This window comes from Acidianus brierleyi (genome assembly GCF_003201835.2).
Classification (GTDB): domain Archaea; phylum Thermoproteota; class Thermoprotei_A; order Sulfolobales; family Sulfolobaceae; genus Aramenus; species Aramenus brierleyi.
In genome coordinates this window covers 2,009,469-2,024,896 of record NZ_CP029289.2, presented here as the reverse complement: position 1 = coordinate 2,024,896, position 15,428 = coordinate 2,009,469, and the positions used below count along the sequence as shown (strand labels likewise).

Annotated in this window: 19 protein-coding genes and 1 tRNA gene; 12 read left to right on the top strand and 8 right to left on the bottom strand. The window is 32.5% G+C overall.

Features of this window, described 5'->3' with window-relative positions; all coding sequences use genetic code 11:
- Positions 1-66: 66 nt before the first annotated feature.
- Positions 67-276 (top strand): glycine--tRNA ligase, encoded by a 210-nt coding sequence (locus DFR85_RS27080; RefSeq protein ID WP_110271876.1) that lies wholly within the window; start codon positions 67-69, stop codon positions 274-276.
- Here DFR85_RS27080 and DFR85_RS27075 read toward each other — a convergent pair.
- From DFR85_RS27075 to thpR, 3 genes are read right to left on the bottom strand one after another with little or no spacing between them, the layout of a single operon-like run.
- Positions 263-853, bottom strand: a complete 591-nt coding sequence (locus DFR85_RS27075; protein ID WP_110271875.1) for a serine/threonine protein kinase — start codon at positions 851-853, stop codon at positions 263-265. The genes DFR85_RS27080 and DFR85_RS27075 overlap by 14 nt on opposite strands.
- Positions 841-2,109 carry a CCA tRNA nucleotidyltransferase gene (cca, locus tag DFR85_RS27070; RefSeq protein ID WP_110270967.1) on the bottom strand — a complete coding sequence of 423 codons (1,269 nt, stop codon included), beginning with the start codon at positions 2,107-2,109 and terminating at the stop codon, positions 841-843. The genes DFR85_RS27075 and cca overlap by 13 nt, the downstream gene beginning before the upstream one ends.
- Positions 2,075-2,626, bottom strand: coding sequence for an RNA 2',3'-cyclic phosphodiesterase (gene thpR, locus DFR85_RS27065; RefSeq protein ID WP_110270966.1), 552 nt, complete (start codon positions 2,624-2,626; stop codon positions 2,075-2,077). Before thpR ends, cca begins: the two co-directional genes overlap by 35 nt.
- A 24-nt stretch (positions 2,627-2,650) precedes the next feature.
- On the opposite strand from thpR, the gene DFR85_RS27060 reads away from it, so the two are divergent.
- Together DFR85_RS27060 and DFR85_RS27055 are read left to right on the top strand one after the other, a co-directional pair.
- The gene (locus tag DFR85_RS27060; protein WP_281351090.1) at positions 2,651-3,196 is read left to right on the top strand and encodes an AAA family ATPase; all 546 of its coding nucleotides are present in this window, start codon (positions 2,651-2,653) and stop codon (positions 3,194-3,196) included.
- Positions 3,193-3,648, top strand: a complete 456-nt coding sequence (locus DFR85_RS27055) for an RNA-binding domain-containing protein (protein ID WP_110270964.1) — start codon at positions 3,193-3,195, stop codon at positions 3,646-3,648. Before DFR85_RS27060 ends, DFR85_RS27055 begins: the two co-directional genes overlap by 4 nt.
- On the opposite strand, the gene DFR85_RS27050 is transcribed toward DFR85_RS27055, so the two are convergent.
- Genes DFR85_RS27050 through prs form a run of 3 tightly spaced genes read right to left on the bottom strand, consistent with a single transcriptional unit; the run spans position 3,617 to position 6,281 of the window.
- On the bottom strand, positions 3,617-4,489 hold the full coding sequence (locus tag DFR85_RS27050) for a ribonuclease Z (protein WP_110270963.1): 873 nt from the start codon (positions 4,487-4,489) through the stop codon (positions 3,617-3,619). The two genes, DFR85_RS27055 and DFR85_RS27050, sit on opposite strands and share 32 nt — an antisense overlap.
- Positions 4,486-5,412, bottom strand: coding sequence for a TRM11 family SAM-dependent methyltransferase (locus DFR85_RS27045; protein ID WP_110270962.1), 927 nt, complete (start codon positions 5,410-5,412; stop codon positions 4,486-4,488). The genes DFR85_RS27050 and DFR85_RS27045 overlap by 4 nt, the downstream gene beginning before the upstream one ends.
- On the bottom strand, positions 5,409-6,281 hold the full coding sequence (gene prs, locus DFR85_RS27040) for a ribose-phosphate diphosphokinase (RefSeq protein ID WP_110270961.1): 873 nt from the start codon (positions 6,279-6,281) through the stop codon (positions 5,409-5,411). The genes DFR85_RS27045 and prs overlap by 4 nt, the downstream gene beginning before the upstream one ends.
- A gap of 52 nt (positions 6,282-6,333) precedes the next feature.
- Here prs and DFR85_RS27035 point away from each other — a divergent pair, with 52 nt between their 5' ends.
- The 8 genes from DFR85_RS27035 to DFR85_RS27000 all read left to right on the top strand — a co-directional run bounded on the left by DFR85_RS27035 (position 6,334) and on the right by DFR85_RS27000 (position 11,071).
- Positions 6,334-7,098, top strand: coding sequence for an ATP/GTP-binding protein (locus tag DFR85_RS27035; protein ID WP_110270960.1), 765 nt, complete (start codon positions 6,334-6,336; stop codon positions 7,096-7,098).
- A gap of 43 nt (positions 7,099-7,141) precedes the next feature.
- Positions 7,142-7,876, top strand: coding sequence for a DNA polymerase sliding clamp (locus tag DFR85_RS27030; protein WP_110270959.1), 735 nt, complete (start codon positions 7,142-7,144; stop codon positions 7,874-7,876).
- Positions 7,842-8,828, top strand: a complete 987-nt coding sequence (gene priS / locus DFR85_RS27025) for a DNA primase small subunit PriS (protein WP_110270958.1) — start codon at positions 7,842-7,844, stop codon at positions 8,826-8,828. Before DFR85_RS27030 ends, priS begins: the two co-directional genes overlap by 35 nt.
- The gene (gins15, locus tag DFR85_RS27020) at positions 8,818-9,267 is read left to right on the top strand and encodes a DNA replication protein Gins15 (protein WP_110270957.1); all 450 of its coding nucleotides are present in this window, start codon (positions 8,818-8,820) and stop codon (positions 9,265-9,267) included. Before priS ends, gins15 begins: the two co-directional genes overlap by 11 nt.
- A 1-nt stretch (position 9,268) precedes the next feature.
- A complete protein-coding gene (locus tag DFR85_RS27015; protein WP_110270956.1) occupies positions 9,269-9,556 on the top strand; it encodes a 50S ribosomal protein L44e in 288 nt (95 codons plus the stop codon).
- Positions 9,553-9,750, top strand: a complete 198-nt coding sequence (locus DFR85_RS27010; protein ID WP_110270955.1) for a 30S ribosomal protein S27e — start codon at positions 9,553-9,555, stop codon at positions 9,748-9,750. Before DFR85_RS27015 ends, DFR85_RS27010 begins: the two co-directional genes overlap by 4 nt.
- Positions 9,751-9,752: 2 nt before the next feature.
- Positions 9,753-10,535: a translation initiation factor IF-2 subunit alpha gene (locus DFR85_RS27005; protein WP_110270954.1), complete on the top strand. Its 783-nt coding sequence runs from the start codon at positions 9,753-9,755 to the stop codon at positions 10,533-10,535.
- A gap of 365 nt (positions 10,536-10,900) precedes the next feature.
- On the top strand, positions 10,901-11,071 hold the full coding sequence (locus DFR85_RS27000; protein ID WP_110270953.1) for an RNA-protein complex protein Nop10: 171 nt from the start codon (positions 10,901-10,903) through the stop codon (positions 11,069-11,071).
- On the opposite strand, the gene DFR85_RS26995 is transcribed toward DFR85_RS27000, so the two are convergent.
- Positions 11,061-13,322 carry an STT3 domain-containing protein gene (locus tag DFR85_RS26995; protein ID WP_110271874.1) on the bottom strand — a complete coding sequence of 754 codons (2,262 nt, stop codon included), beginning with the start codon at positions 13,320-13,322 and terminating at the stop codon, positions 11,061-11,063. The genes DFR85_RS27000 and DFR85_RS26995 overlap by 11 nt on opposite strands.
- A gap of 47 nt (positions 13,323-13,369) precedes the next feature.
- Positions 13,370-13,457: transfer RNA gene (locus DFR85_RS26990), tRNA-Ile, on the bottom strand.
- A 407-nt stretch (positions 13,458-13,864) separates the two neighbouring features.
- Between DFR85_RS26990 and DFR85_RS26985 the strand changes: the two genes are divergently transcribed.
- Positions 13,865-15,367, top strand: a complete 1,503-nt coding sequence (locus tag DFR85_RS26985) for an ammonium transporter (protein ID WP_110270952.1) — start codon at positions 13,865-13,867, stop codon at positions 15,365-15,367.
- Positions 15,368-15,428 lie beyond the last annotated feature (61 nt).

The window sequence follows — 15,428 nt, the reverse complement described above, 5'->3', positions numbered from 1 at the left end:
TTATTTGGTAAAACGGGTGGAATTTATAAAACGTATCTATTCCATGTTCTTTAATAGGTGGAAAAAATTCCTGTAAAGTACAGATGTAAAAATTGTGGATATGAATTATATAAATTTGAGAAAGTTGGACAAGACTTTTATGGAGTGAGAACGCCGTCAGAGATAAAATCAATTTATGGTGGTAGATGCCCTAAATGTGGCCATCCTTTGGGAATTCCTAACGTTGGAGAGATCAAAATTTCGTTAAAAAAGAAAATCTATCCTATGACAAAATAGAAATTATTTTATCAAAATCCAACTTTCCCAATTTATATTCTTTAGCTATATCATTCAATTTAAAAGCAGAAAGAATTTTGGTTACATTATATGGTTTCTCTTTGAAAGACGCAGAATCATAATCTATTATATATGTTCTTTCAGTACTAACAATAACATTGCTCCAGGGTCTTGATAACTCCATATGTTCAATGTAAACATCTTCAAGGTACTTAGCTCTTTTAAGTAAATCTATTAGATATGATCTGTCATTCCTTCTAAGTTTGCGACCTTCTATATAATCCATTATTATAAAATTTTTACCGTAATGATATATTTTAGGTGACGAAGGAAATGCGCGTTGCTGAATTTTAGCTTCTAATTCCAGCGTTTCTTTAGGTGAATCACTTCGTCTTATTTTAATTACTCTATTACTTGATATTAAGGCAACTATGCCTGTTTTGCCCTTACCTATAACTTTAACCTTACCTAAGTTTAGATCGCCAAAAGAGTACGCATACTTTATTCCGTTTTCCAAGAGTTCCCTGTAAATATCGTAATCGTAACTAGGATAAATAAAATACTTTATATCAACCAGCTTGGAGTCTTTCTCAAAAACTCTTTCAGACATGGTTCACTTGGCTCCTTTTCTAACCAGTATTGTTCTAATTTGTAAGTATATTTTAGCGATATCGAGTTCTTAACTATTTCTTCAGCGTTAGTTTCTTTCCTTTCTTTTAATGAATATAATCTTCCATCTTCACCTACCCAAACATTTGTATTATCCTTTATGAATTTTTCAACAGCGTTCATCATATAAAATAATGGGCCATGATTTACATAGTATTTCCCTATATTTTTAGATTCTAGTTGTATAGCTATAGTAACAATTTCAGAGTTACCATAAGCCTTTATATCCATTACATTAAATCCAGATACGCGTAATTCGTTCCTAATTTTATCTATATTTTTATAGATCTGACCCCATAAGAGATCTTCAACTGCTCTCTCTTTTATATAGATCTTGGTAACTAATATATCACCCTTTATTATATCGGAAGGAGATTCTGGAGGGTAAAAGAACGAAATAGATGGATTCTTAGAAAAATAATTACATGCTATAACAAATTTTGCCAGACTATTTAATGAAACCGCAGCTGCTGCATTTCTCTTGGGATCTACAGGATCAGGAATAATTACTGGAGCATCAAAATTTTTCTGTGGTTTAACCAGGTCTATTAATACTGGTACTTTCCATTTTTTTGCGTTCTCTACAACATTTAAAAAACTGCCATATTTTACTATCAAAAGTTCATTAACGTAGCCTGAAAAACCTTGTATTTTAATCTCTGCACCATATACACCAATTCCTTTCATAAATCTTTTTAAGACTCTTACATCATCTTTTTGAGATTCGGTAAGATGTGTAGAAATAAATTCCGTATGAAAAGGTGTCCTATCTACAGCAGTTATAGCTTTATCTCCACTTTCCACTTTAATTCCTGGAACTATATCTATTTCGATTCCTTTGTTATTAACTATTAAATAAGGATGTTCTGCATAGGCTATAGTTATATCAAAATCTGAAAGCCTATCTTTAAGAATCTTTAAAGCGTCTTTTTCTAAATATTCTTTTCCTACATTCTTGGGAAAAAATACAAAAACATCAACATCTGCATCATCTTTTAACCACGTTCCTTTTCTAAATGAACCGTGTATCTGTACATCAAATCCCTTTAAATGAGCTATAACTTCGTTTGCTTTCTCTAGAACTTTTTCCTCATCTTCCTCCGTAGGTTTTATTCTACTTAGTACCTCATTAATTATTTGCTCTAATTGCGTATAAGACTTCATATATAGGACCCTTGGGCGTTAATGTGCTTTTAAACAGTTTTATCTCGTTTACTTCCATTTCTCCATATAACTCATTAGCATTTTTTATTATAAAACTACTTAGTTCAGATAAATTTCTAGGACCCTTAACTCTACCTATTGTGATGTGAGGTACAAATTCCTTATCATCCTCTGGTTTTATACCATTCAACTTAAGATTACTCACTAATTGTGCCCTTATATCTTTCATATTATTGAAACCTTTCTCTATTCCTATCCATACAACTCTTGGTCTAGATATACTAGGAAATGCGCCAGTACCACGTAGAACTATATTGAATTTAGAGAATTTTACAGAATTCATTGAGTCTTCAATTCTGCTCAACTTCAAATCTTCCACTTCTCCAAGAAACGCTAATGTTAAATGTATATTCTCTGGATCAACTAACTTTACGTCAGCATTAGTTTGTTTTATACTATTAATCAATGATAAAATAGTAGGAATTTGTTTAATTTCTACAGCTATAAATAGCCTCATGCTTTTAAACCTCTAAACAAAAAAATTAGGTGGTCAATAATTAAAGTAATTCTTATAACAGGAATGCCAGGTTCAGGAAAAACTCTCTTTGCAAATTTATTGAAAGAAAAAGGTTTCACAGTAATATCTATGGGTGACGCTCTAAGAAAAAGATACGAAAAAGACGCTAAATATGGAGAAAGATTAATGGATTATGCAAAAAGAATAAGAGAAATATATGGAGACGGAGTTGTCGCAAGATTATCTATAGAAGAAATAACTCAATCTACTACTAAAATAGCTTTTGAGGGAGTAAGGAGCTTAGCGGAGGTAGAAGAGTTTAAGAGAATAGGTGAACCTTTAATTGTCGCTATTCATGCATCGCCACAGTTAAGATATAGTAGAATGACTGCACGTATGAGAGCCGATGACTCTACAGACGTAAATATTTTAAGGAAAAGAGATCTTGATGAAATTTCTCTGGGTATAGGCGGAGTTATTGCAATGGCTGATTATGTAGTAGTAAACGATTCTACAGTAGAGGAATTTAAGAAGAAGTCTACAGATATTATAGAAAGGATTTTGAGATGACTAAAATTACCGTGATGGCTGAAATAAGGCCATCAGAGGATGAAGATAAGATAAAAGTCGCTATAGCAACTTTCTTTGACTACGAGAAAATTATCATCGAGGAAAGAGAATTAAATAAGCTACTGATAGAAGAAGCATACTCTTTGGCTAGCTTAAAAAAATTTCATAAGATATTACGAGAGGAAAGAATTCTAGATGTAGCAAGAAAATACTTAATTAAGGGAATAGAAGACGATACAATAACTTTTATGCTTCATAAACAAGCCGCAAGTGTTGGAATAATATCCTTTATAGATGAAGAAAAAGAATCTCCTTTAGGTCCAATAATAGTAACTATAGAATATAAAGAGCCTATGAAAGTAATAGATTGGCTAGCACCAAAAACGTCAAAAGGCCAACCTCTTTGGGAGAATCCTATACCTAACGAAAAAGATAATATGAAAGATCTTTAGGTACAAAAGATTTTTCAAAAATTTTTCTTGATATTTCTTCAAAAATACACAGATTTTCATATCTTCCACTAATATGTATTAAACCAAGTCTTTTTACATTAGCGTCTAGAGCAATTCTTGCAGCGATGGAAACTGTAGAATGTCCATATTCTTCAGCATTTATATCATCTAAGAATGTTGAATCATGCAAAAGTAGATCCGAATCCTTCACGGATTTTATTACATTATCATAACCTGAAGTATCTCCAGTATATGATATCTTATATCCTTCTTTTTTAATAAGATAATCTTCTGGCCTAAGGATTCTATTTCCAATTTTTACTTCTTTTCCAGATTTTAAATCTTTTATTATTCTCCAGTCTTTAATACCATCTCTTTGAATTCTTTCCTTATCTATATTCACTTTCTCTTTTTCCTGAAAAATATATCCTTGAGATGGAATAACGTGCTTTGTTTTAAAAGGTCTTATAGTTATCTCATTATCTTCGTATTGATCAATGAACTCTATAGGAAAAGAAGGGCAAAAATACGTTCCTTCAAAACTAGCTTTAAGAAATTCTTGAATTTTTCTTGGACCCATTATATAAAGCTTATCAGTTCTACTATACATTGCCATAGTTTGAATAATAGAAGGAACTCCCATAACATGATCAGCGTGCAAATGAGTTATAGCTATTAATTTAATAGACATAATGCTTATTCCATGATCTATCATTGTTATTTGTGTGCCTTCTCCACAATCAAAGAGAGCACTAAATCCATTTCGCCTTATAAGATATGCAGGTAATTTTCTTTTTGAAGGAGCTCCTCCACCTGTACCTAAAAAATAAATTTCGATCAAGGTTTTATCACCACATAAATAGCCCTACTCAAACTTTTATGCAAATAAATAAAGTGAACAGCTTGGACTTTAAGTCCACTAGATTTTATTTTGTCCCTCCAATCCCTAGTAGAGTCTGAAGCAAAAACTAACTTTCCGCCTTTTTTCAAACTATTAGCTGATTCAAAGAAAAAATCTTCGTATAATTTATCTAGTTTTTCTCCTTTAGCACTAGAAGATCTTCCATAAGGTGGATCGGTTACTATACTTTCTACTTCTCTATAAGGCAAATTAGTTGCAGAAGACTCTAAAATTTCACAATTATAACCAAAGTAATTCAGATTATATCTAGTTTTATCTATCATTTTTTTATCTATGTCGCTTCCTATGCATGTATACCCGATCCATGCGGCTTCTAAAAGTATTGAACCGACACCTACAAAGGGATCTAAAACTTGCTTCTTAGGGCTAGCAAGATTAACCAATAATCGAGAAGTATAAGAATCCATAGTACCAGATTGAGAAAAAGGTTTCTTAGCGTGCATATTCAAGCTTTTTGTATCCCTTTCATCTTCTCTAATGCCAGCTATAATAACCCCATCCGTAAATATTAGATCTAATATCTTACATTTTCTTGATAGCTTTATACTATCTAATATTTTGTTATATATCTCATTAAATTTATCTTTTTGAGAATTCATTATGATATTCGGCTTAACCGAAAAACATTCTCCTTTTATCTTTTCTATAATATCTTCTGGATTATCCGATATTGAAACAAGTTCTCCAGAATACTTAATTGTAGAAGAATGTTTAGCAATACTTGCATTATAATCATTAAATATTGCTACTCCAGTAAAAAACGATATTTTAGATTTTACTAAGGACGAGATTTCTGCCATCGAAACGAATAATTCTTCAGCACTAAGCAACGCATATTTCATAGCTTTACAGCTATTAGATCAGATATATCTGCAATTTTAATTTCTGCTTCGACTTTTACGGAATTAGTCCCAATAATGTCTTTAACACCAGCTTTTTTCAGTCTATCTAAAGCATTATTAACTAATAAAGTATGAGCAGCCGCAGCTATTACTTTTTTTGCACCTAATTTGTACGACGTAATAGACGCCAATTCCAGTGTACCACCAGTACTTATTATGTCATCTATTAAAATTACATCTTTACCAGTAAAATTATCTGTTGGCAATTCTTTAATTCTTACTTCCCCTGTAGTTCTATCTCTTTCTTTCTCTATATGTGTAAATGGTGCATTAAGTTCTTTAGCCAATCTTTCTGCTCTATTTAAGGCACCTCTATCCGGAGCCAATACAAAAGGATTTTCTACTTCTTTCCTAATTTCTCTAGCTAGCGCAGGTATTGGATCAATTATCTTTATTTCACCATTGAAGTATTTTAATGCGTCTATCTTATGAGGTTCTACTACTATTAAACTGTCACATCCAACATCGTTTAATATTCCTAAGACAGTTTTTATACTGAGAGATTCTCCATCTTTAAATCGTCTATCTTGTCTTAAATAAGCTAAATATGGAACAATTGCGGAAACTTTAGATGCCCCCATATCTCTTGCTGTCTCTATCATTAGAAATAACTCAATCAGATGCTTATCTTGAGGATAATACGTAGATTGAACAATAGCTACTTCTTCGTTTTCCAAAGATTTTGGAAATCTTATATACGATTCTCCATCAGGAAATATCTTATGCTCAACCTTAACGAGATCGTACTTTAAAATCTTAGAAATTTTCTCATCAATACCGTTTGCTGCCGGTCCTCCTACTATAATCATATCTATAGTTTTTCAAAGAAGTTTTTAAGATTAAAAGTCGAGAATAGACATTATGTACTTTATATTCTTCACTGGAACAGCCGGTGCTGGAAAGACTACAATGGTAAAGGAATTTCAAGATTATCTTCTTCAATTAGGATTAGATACCGCAGTTATAAATTTAGATCCTGCAGTAGAACAATTACCTTATGCGCCAGATTTTGACATAAGAGATTATGTTGATGCATTGGAAGTTATGGAAAAATATAATCTAGGTCCAAATTCCTCATTAATAGCATCTATAGATTTAGTGCTTACAAAGGCTGCAGAAATAAAAAAAGACATAGATAATATAGAAGCAAATTATGTGCTAGTTGATACACCAGGTCAAGTTGAACTCTTTGCGTATAGGGATACTGGAAGAATAATATCTTCTTTAATATCTGGAGAGAATAAAGCAGTAAACGTCTTTCTTATGGATTCATTTTTAGCTAAAGAAGCAAGAAGTTATGTATCCTTATTGCTACTATCAAGTGCAATAAAATTCAGATTAAACTTACCTCAAATAGATGCGTTATCAAAGATTGATTTATTAAATGAAAAAGAGTCCGCTAAGATATCATCATGGGGAGAAGGTGAAGAATTAATAGATGAATTAGGAGTAGTAGATGATTACTCATTTGAGTTAGTAAGAACTATTGTAGAAAATCTAGATAATCCGCCAATACCAGTTTCTGCAACAAAGAATATAGGATTCGATGAACTTTACGCAATAATACAGAGAATACTAGCTGGAGGAGAAGATTATCTGACAGAAGAAAATAGCCCTAGATTATAAAGACCCCTAAACTTTATACTCTTTAAAATTGTTATATAAAATCATGAAATTTAAGGCAGTCGATGCATCAGCAATTTCGTACATTTTTAAGACATTAGGAGACTTCATGGATGATGCAACAATAATAAGCACAAAAGACGGAATAAAGGTATCTGGCATAGATCCTTCGCGAGTAGTATTTATTGACATATTTTTACCTTCTGCTTATTTTGAAGAATTTGAATCTGAGGAAAAGGAAACATATGGAGTAAGTCTTGAGGATATTAATGGAGTAATGAGAAGAGTAGGAAAAAACGATTCAGTAATAATAGAGACTGCGCAAGAAAAAATAAAAATAGATATTAATGACGATTTTGAAAGAATATTCTCTTTACCTATCTTGACAACACAAGAGCAACAAAATCCTTCTATAAATTTAGAATTTCCATTTAAGGCAAAACTGTTAACAGTAACATTTGCTGACGTTATAGAAAGCTTAGCTAATTTAGGTGACTCTATAACTATAAGTTCAGAAGGAGGTAAACTTTATTTTGAAGTTACTGGAGATATGGGATCTTCTAAGATAGAGTTATCTGTAGATAATGGAGGCTTAATAGAGTCTGAAGGAAGTGACGCTACCGGTAATTATGGCATAGAATATATCTTAAATACAACTAAGATGAGAAAACCCTCAGATACAGTACAACTTCTTTTTGGATCGCAATTACCATTGAAGCTTCACTTTGAGCTACCTCAAGGAGGTTATGGTGATTTTTACATTGCACCAAGGGTTGAATAATTTAGTTAAGACTTTATTTAGGGAATATTATGAAAAGGCTAATTTAGAATTACCTTTTGATATGGAACTTAGAGAATTTGCTTTTCAACCTTTTGATTCTCCTACGTATGTCAGACATTTATCATTTAACAATGAGATAGAGCTCAGATCATTTATAACTAAAACGTTGCCTTTACATCTCTTTTACTCTTCAGCAAAATATCAAATGCCTTCGGCAAAAGATATGGAAGAAAAGGGATGGATGGGAGCTGATATACAATTTGATTTAGACGCTGATCATTTCTGCAACGTAAGAAAATTCAATTTTTGTCCAGTCTGCGGTGATTACGTTTCTGGAGATAAATGTCCAAAAGATGGATCTCAAACTATAGAATATATGGAAATAACTGAAGAATGTATTAATATAACAAAAGATAAAACAATAGACCTTGTAGATATATTGAAAGAAGATTTTGATTTTAAGCCTAAAATATATTTTTCTGGTAATAGGGGATTTCACGTTATCATAGAATGTTCTGGAGACTGTGCACTATTAAATTCTGACGCTAGAAAGGAAATATCTGAATACGTAATGGGTTTTAATGTTCCTAAATATCAGGGCAAGCCTTGCGATCCTGGATGGCCCGGAAGATTGGCTAAGAACAAAAAAGGTGTAGAAATAGATGAGCAAGTAACTATCGATACTAAAAGATTAATCAGAATTCCTGGATCTTTACATGGGAAATCAGGGTTAATAGTAAAACAAATTGATGACATACTCAAGTTTTCATTTAATAAAGATCTTTCTCCTTTTACAGGATTTTCAGTCTTCAAGCCCTTTATTAGTGGAGAGTTTAATCTCTTAGGTAATAAAATAAAGTTTTATAAAAATACTCCTATAAAACTTGAAACGTCTATAGCAATATATTCCACGTTAAAAAATCTTGGAGAAGTGACTTTGTATGTTAGATGAAATTTTAGCTGAAGAATTAAAAAATGAAAATTTGTCGTCTATATCTTTGGACAATTTATCTAAAGATATAGAAATACTTAGAAAACTTAGATTAAGGTATAATGATGAAATTCATAAAAAAGAAATTAAAATTTATGAGGATATAGCAGAATCTATCTTTGAAGTTAGAATAGGGAAATATATAGAAAATGAATTGAAAAGCTCTGATTTTGACTCGTTTGTATTTGATTTTCTTTCAAAATTAAAGGATATTTATATATCAATTTTAACTGGAAATATAGTATTTAATAAAGATAGAATAATGTGTAAAGTATCAAAACAAATTAATATAAAGGATAAAGTACTAAATCCAGGTGATATAATATTTTTACCAATAAAAGTTGCTATTTCATTATGGACAGCAGAATATATAATCCCCTATAAATTAGTAAATTACTGATATGAAAGTTCCTAAGCTTGTAAAGATGTATTGCCCACGATGTAAAACTCACACAGAGCATAGCGTAACATTGTATAAATCTGGAAAAAGAAGAACCTTATCTGAAGGACAAAGAAGATACGATAGGAAGAATCTAGGATATGGAAGCAAAAGAAAACCAGAACAAAAACGTTTTGCTAAAGTTACAAAGAAGCAAGTCTTAATGTTCAAATGTCAAAAATGTGGATACACGATAATGAAACATGGAATAAGAGTTAAAAAACTAGAATTAGCTGAGGTGATTAAATGAAGAAGCTTAGAGTTTTAATCCCAGAACCAAAGACTAAATTCGTAAGAGTTAAATGCCCAAACTGTGGAAATGAGCAAGTTATTTTCAGCCATGCATCTTTTCCAGTAAGATGCCTATCATGCGGTACACAAATAACTTATCCTACTGGAGGTAAAGCAAAAATAGTAGGCGAAATTATTAGAGATATGAGTTAAAAATGATATACAATAAGCATCCATTACCAAGAGAAGGAGACATTCTAATAGCAACAGTAAAGCAGATTTTTGATTATGGTAGTTATGTAACTCTAGATGAATATGGAGGTTTGCAAGCATTCTTACCTTGGAGTGAAATAAGTACAAGATGGGTAAAGAATATTAGAGACGTAATAAAGGAAGGACGAAAAATAGTTGTTAAAGTAATACGAATAGATAGAAGAAAAGGTACAGTAGACGTATCATTGAAAAAAGTTACTGATGACGAAAAAAGAAAGAAGAATGCTGAATGGAAAAAGATCCAAAAGACTGATAAAATTTTAGAGATAGTTTCTAAAAAGCTTGGTAAAACGGAAAAGGAAGCATGGGAACAAGTAGCATGGAAACTAGAAGACAAATACGGCGATGTTTTCGAAGCAATGCAAAAAGCAAGCAAAGAGGGCGAAAAAGTTCTACTGGAAGCTGGAGTCCCAGAAATATGGATAAAGCCGTTAATAGAGGAAGCTTCTAAACATTCTGAAGAACGCAAATATAAAGAATCAACAATAATAATCTTAAGGACCACAGATCCACTAGGCGTAGAGAAGATAAAAAAAGTGTTTTCCGAAGCGTTACCTAAAGAGGAAAATGTAACAGTAAAGGTATATAGTATTGGTGCTCCTAGATATAGAATAGAAGTTCTAGGTAGTGAACCTAAGGAAGTAGCTAAAAACTTATCTGAAATAGTAGAAAATATTAAAACATTAGCTTCAGATGAAGGACTAGAATTTGGAAATGCAAAATAGTAAATTTTTTAAATTATGTAATAAAAAGAAATTATAAATAATGATGCACTACATGATTTTTATATATAAAATTTATAAAATTGAAAATAATACTTTTCTAAGAGAGTCTTTATAGCGTTTTTATAGATAATTTATCGCTATTTCATTAGTACTTCCTATATAGAACGCCCATAAAGTTCTTAGTCATTATAGAGAGTATAAATAAGAAATTACAAGTCAAGGACTTGCTGGAACTACTAATTATTTAAAGCGACGCTGGCTGAAAATTCATCTACGAAAAAGCTCAAGGTAATAGGAAAATATATAGCCAATAGCTAAGAAGATAAAAATTAGTTTTTTAATTTAAACTCATAGTACGTAAGGTTATGAAATGGAAATTAAGAAAATGCCCTATTGACGGAACATATACTCTTAAAGATAATTGCCCAATATGTGGATCCAAAACTATAGTACCTCATCCACCAAGGTTTTCTCCAGAAGATAAATTCGTAAAATATAGACTAGAAATGAAAAAAGGAAGAAAACTTAACTGCTAGAGTTTGGTATAACATATCCAGGCTGTGTAAACTCATATACCATTACCATTATATACACTATATAACCGTAAGCTCTGCTCTCATATAATGGATATAATGCTATATGTACTGGCTGGAAATAATCTAAATGTACTGGAGGAAGTATTTTTCCACCGCTTATTCCTGTTGTTGAAAATGATGTAGTAAATGGCGCAACTACTTGAAAACCTTCGTCTTGTAAAGCTTCAATAAACATTTGCACAATAAGGGATTGGTATGCCTTAGATGTCCAAGCCATGACATAAGAATTCGCTATATAGCTTTCTAATGTCTGTGCTTCAGAAGCAGTAGCTGGGTTAGCTCCATAAGTACTGTTTATTGCCGATATCTGTTGAGAAACTAATGTACTATTTATGTACTCACTGATTGGATATCCAGCTATTATGGTCATTGCGCCCATAGCTTTTCCTATATCGCCTAAGCTTGTTGTATATCCTAAAAATGGCCCTCCCATATCTACTGGGTACCCTATATATGCGTCTAAACTAAAGGAGCTTGAGCCTGAAGAATATGCTAATGTTACTGCGTCATAAGCTAGAATATATGCTGGGACTTGATTTGGGCTACCATTATATGGCTTTATATGAAAATCATTTTCTAAAACATTTGCCGCAAAGCTTTCATTATTAAGAAACATTTCTGCCATAAGTTTTATCTGAGTTCCGTTAAGAGTGTTGTTTTCATCAATAACGCTTCTATTTCCTATTACTTCATCCCAATATCCATAATCCCACCAGCTTAATATAAACGAATGAGGAGGAGTATTACTATTTACCCAATCTAATGCGTTTACCCATGCATAATTCAAGACAGGATATGGACTAGCTGAAGTCACTATAGCATTAGGTTCATTACTTGCCATTATAGCTGAAGCAGCATCACCTACCAGTGATATTCCAACTAAAGCTAATAGCATTATAGGAATTAGCCTACTTCCAACATCCTTTAATTTAGATATTATAAAGAATATACCTATTCCAGCTAATGGCGCTACCATATACGCAGTATAATTAAATAAATATGGTTGTTCAGATGTTCCATATATACTTACTACTCCAAGTATCATTAACCATAACGCTGAAAGATTTCCACTTTTTAATATATAGTATATTCCAATTATGGCTATAAATAACGAGACGCCAAAATCTTGAATCATGGATGATATTGATTGGGGTATATATTCAGCTACTGTTCTATCTATCGGTACTGTAAACTGGTAGAATGGATCTACTATAGCATAATATCTAGCAGGTATTGGAGTAATTCCTAAAAATGAGAGACCTACTATAGCTAAAACAAATATCAAAACTAGTATAGAAGTTAAAACCATAGGTCTAGCATCTGATAACTCCTTAGGAATTATTTCTTTTAGATATAGATCAGCAAAAAGCAATAGTCCTACTAATAGTAAGGAAAAACCATGTGCTAATCCAGACATAAAGCCTATATTGTTTGGAGCAAAAGAGGTTAAAAAAGCAGTAACTACACCCATTAGTGTGAACGACTTGGCTGTGTTAATATCATTCCTATTTAGTAATATTAGCACAAAAGCTGCTACTATTAAGCTTAGATCTATATATGTATATCCTCCCCATGATATTTCAGCTAAAAATAGTGGAACTCCAGCTATAGCTCCGTATAGTGGCTTTTTCTTTTCTATGGCATAATTTAATAAATATATAGTAAAAAGAACAAAAACACCTCCCCATGAATCTTTTGGCAAACCGCCTATGATATTCTTATATGTTAATGCTGGGGATACTGCTACAACTATAGCTGCTATTAATGCTCCAACTCTACTTTTAGTTATACCATCTACAGCTAAGTATGCTGCAGCAACTCCTAGACCTGCTAACGCAATATCCATAAATATAGTTACTGTATAAACTGCGTTAGTCCCATAGGAGGAAAAGGGTAATGAAAGTAATGCAACAATAAATGGTAAACCTATTGTATCATCTAATTCTATAAAGAAGCCCCATGGATACCATGCATGGACATCTGGAGGTACGGCATACCAATTTCCATGAGCTTGAGCTATCATGACTGCGTTATAAAATAGATACCAGGAATCAAATCCATTAATAGTTAAAGGATAATCTGCGCTTATGGCTCTTATTAATATTGAAACTAAAGCTATAGATGACACTAATATCATATCAGTAAGAGTAGTTTTCCTCAGAACGCGAGAAACGCTCTTAATTGATTGCATAACCATTTTCTCTTATTTCCTTTTTATAAGCTTATTCCAAAAACGTGTGGGCCCGGAGGGATTTGAACCCTCGACCTCCCGGTTTCTGCAAGACTATATCAGCCGGGCGCTCTAGCCATGCTAAGCTACGGGCCCGTTATAAGATTTTTATTTTAACTGTTTTAAATCTTGTTATTAATTTCTACACCTACAACTAAAGAACAAGCAATAAATATTACCATTAAAATCGCATAAATTAGATTTTAGTATTGTAAAATCTTGTGTAATCAAATAAAGCTGAGAAATTCATAAGTTAAAAACAGTATATTATATTATAATTATAAAGAGTCTTTTATTTATATCAGATTCCAAGAGTTTATACATGTATAAAAATAAATTATATTACTACCTAGATATATTAAAAAAAATTTAATCTAATCGTTTAATCTATAATCTAGAATCATGTATAATTAAAAAATTAATCCATTAAAAATGAAAACTTTTTATACAGATTTATGGAATTCTTTATAAACAGTTTATCATCTTTTTTGTTCTGATAGAGAATGGGGAATAAATATATTAAGCTAATAACTATTTCAATCCTTCTCTTTCCAATTATATTTAGTTTAATTTCAATATCAGCAAGCTCGTCGGCTATACAATCATTAAATAGTTCAATTCAATCTATATTAAATAGAACAGCTGATTATCCATCAGCTTCAGTTCCGTCTTGGCTTAGTTTAGGAAGCAATTCGTGGATGCTAACAGCAGCAACTTTCGTAGGACTTCAAAGCGTTCCAGGAGTAGCCCTATACTATGCTGGATTATCTAAAAAGAAATATGCAGTTAATAGCGCATTAATGGTTTTCTATGCTTTCGCAGCAGTACTAATAATCTGGATGATTGCAGGATATAACTTCGGTTTCGGAAAACCTACCTTAGTAATAGATCATTTTGGTATATTGGGAACACCTCTACCTGCATGGCCTGGAACATATGAAGCTTCACAAACCATATATGGACCTGGATATTCTCCAGTTGATATACCTACATCCACCTATATATTCTTCCAGTTCGTATTTGCAGCAATAACTCCAGTCTTACTAGCAGGAGGAGTCCTAGAAAGAATGAACTTTAAAGCATGGATGATTTTTGTGCCTTTCTGGTCATTATTAGTATATAGCCCCGTCGCATACTGGTTATTTGCAGGTGGATGGCTAAATCAATTGGGTGCGGTAGACTTTAGCGGAGGTTATGTAATTCATGTAGATGCAGGAATAGGTGCATTAGCTGCAGCATTAGCAGTAGGACCTAGATTAGCATCAGAAAGAAAATTAGAAGCTCATAGCTTGCCTCTAATATTAGCAGGTGCTGGACTAATATGGTTAGGTTGGGATGGATTTAATGGAGGTGACCCAGGCGGTGCTACTATTGACGCTGCTATAGCAGTATTAAACACGAACATTGCAACAGCTGCAAGCGCAATAACATGGATGCTAATGGATATGGCTTTCTTCAAGAAGCCAACATTAGTAGGCGCTACAAGCGGAGCAATAACTGGACTAGTAGCAATAACTCCAGCAGCCGGTTATGTTAATGGATTATATTCAATAATAATCGGCATAGCATCTGGAAGCATACCATGGTTAGCATTATATAAGTTAGAGCCAAAATTAAAAATAGATGACACATTAGGAGTATTCTCTACTCATGGCATAGCAGGAATATTAGGCGGTCTATTAACTGGAATTTTTGCAGATCCAGCAGTAACAGCTTATATAGATCCAGGTTTAACTGGAGCTTTATATGGAAATTGGTATCAACTAGGCATACAGGCCTTTGCAGCTCTTATAGTGGTAGTTTATGATTTTGCAATAACTTTCGGTTTACTTAAACTCATAGGACTATTCATACCATTGCAAGCGCCACCAGATACTTTACAGATAGGAGATTACGCAATGCATGGTGAAGTAGCTTACTCCGAATTATTAGCAACCATACCAGAATCTGCAAAGAAAGAGGAAGTTGAGGAAAAAACTGAAGAAAAGGATCTAGATAAAAAATAATCAGAGCTGCAGTGGTTTTCATCATAGATCTTGCCGCCCATCGCTCATCATAAGTCAATAT

Bases quoted from the DNA above. Each gene is read 5' to 3' on its own strand.
- cca (WP_110270967.1), bottom strand. From the start codon at position 2,109: ATGAAGTCTTATACGCAATTAGAGCAAATAATTAATGAGGTACTAAGT.
- thpR (WP_110270966.1), bottom strand. From the start codon at position 2,626: ATGAGGCTATTTATAGCTGTAGAAATTAAACAAATTCCTACTATTTTA.
- DFR85_RS27055 (WP_110270964.1), top strand. From the start codon at position 3,193: ATGACTAAAATTACCGTGATGGCTGAAATAAGGCCATCAGAGGATGAA.
- DFR85_RS27045 (WP_110270962.1), bottom strand. From the start codon at position 5,412: ATGAAATATGCGTTGCTTAGTGCTGAAGAATTATTCGTTTCGATGGCA.
- prs (WP_110270961.1), bottom strand. From the start codon at position 6,281: ATGATTATAGTAGGAGGACCGGCAGCAAACGGTATTGATGAGAAAATT.
- DFR85_RS27035 (WP_110270960.1), top strand. From the start codon at position 6,334: ATGTACTTTATATTCTTCACTGGAACAGCCGGTGCTGGAAAGACTACA.
- DFR85_RS27030 (WP_110270959.1), top strand. From the start codon at position 7,142: ATGAAATTTAAGGCAGTCGATGCATCAGCAATTTCGTACATTTTTAAG.
- priS (WP_110270958.1), top strand. From the start codon at position 7,842: ATGGTGATTTTTACATTGCACCAAGGGTTGAATAATTTAGTTAAGACT.
- gins15 (WP_110270957.1), top strand. From the start codon at position 8,818: ATGTTAGATGAAATTTTAGCTGAAGAATTAAAAAATGAAAATTTGTCG.
- DFR85_RS27015 (WP_110270956.1), top strand. From the start codon at position 9,269: ATGAAAGTTCCTAAGCTTGTAAAGATGTATTGCCCACGATGTAAAACT.
- DFR85_RS27010 (WP_110270955.1), top strand. From the start codon at position 9,553: ATGAAGAAGCTTAGAGTTTTAATCCCAGAACCAAAGACTAAATTCGTA.
- DFR85_RS27005 (WP_110270954.1), top strand. From the start codon at position 9,753: ATGATATACAATAAGCATCCATTACCAAGAGAAGGAGACATTCTAATA.
- DFR85_RS27000 (WP_110270953.1), top strand. From the start codon at position 10,901: ATGAAATGGAAATTAAGAAAATGCCCTATTGACGGAACATATACTCTT.
- DFR85_RS26995 (WP_110271874.1), bottom strand. From the start codon at position 13,322: ATGCAATCAATTAAGAGCGTTTCTCGCGTTCTGAGGAAAACTACTCTT.
- DFR85_RS26985 (WP_110270952.1), top strand. From the start codon at position 13,865: ATGGGGAATAAATATATTAAGCTAATAACTATTTCAATCCTTCTCTTT.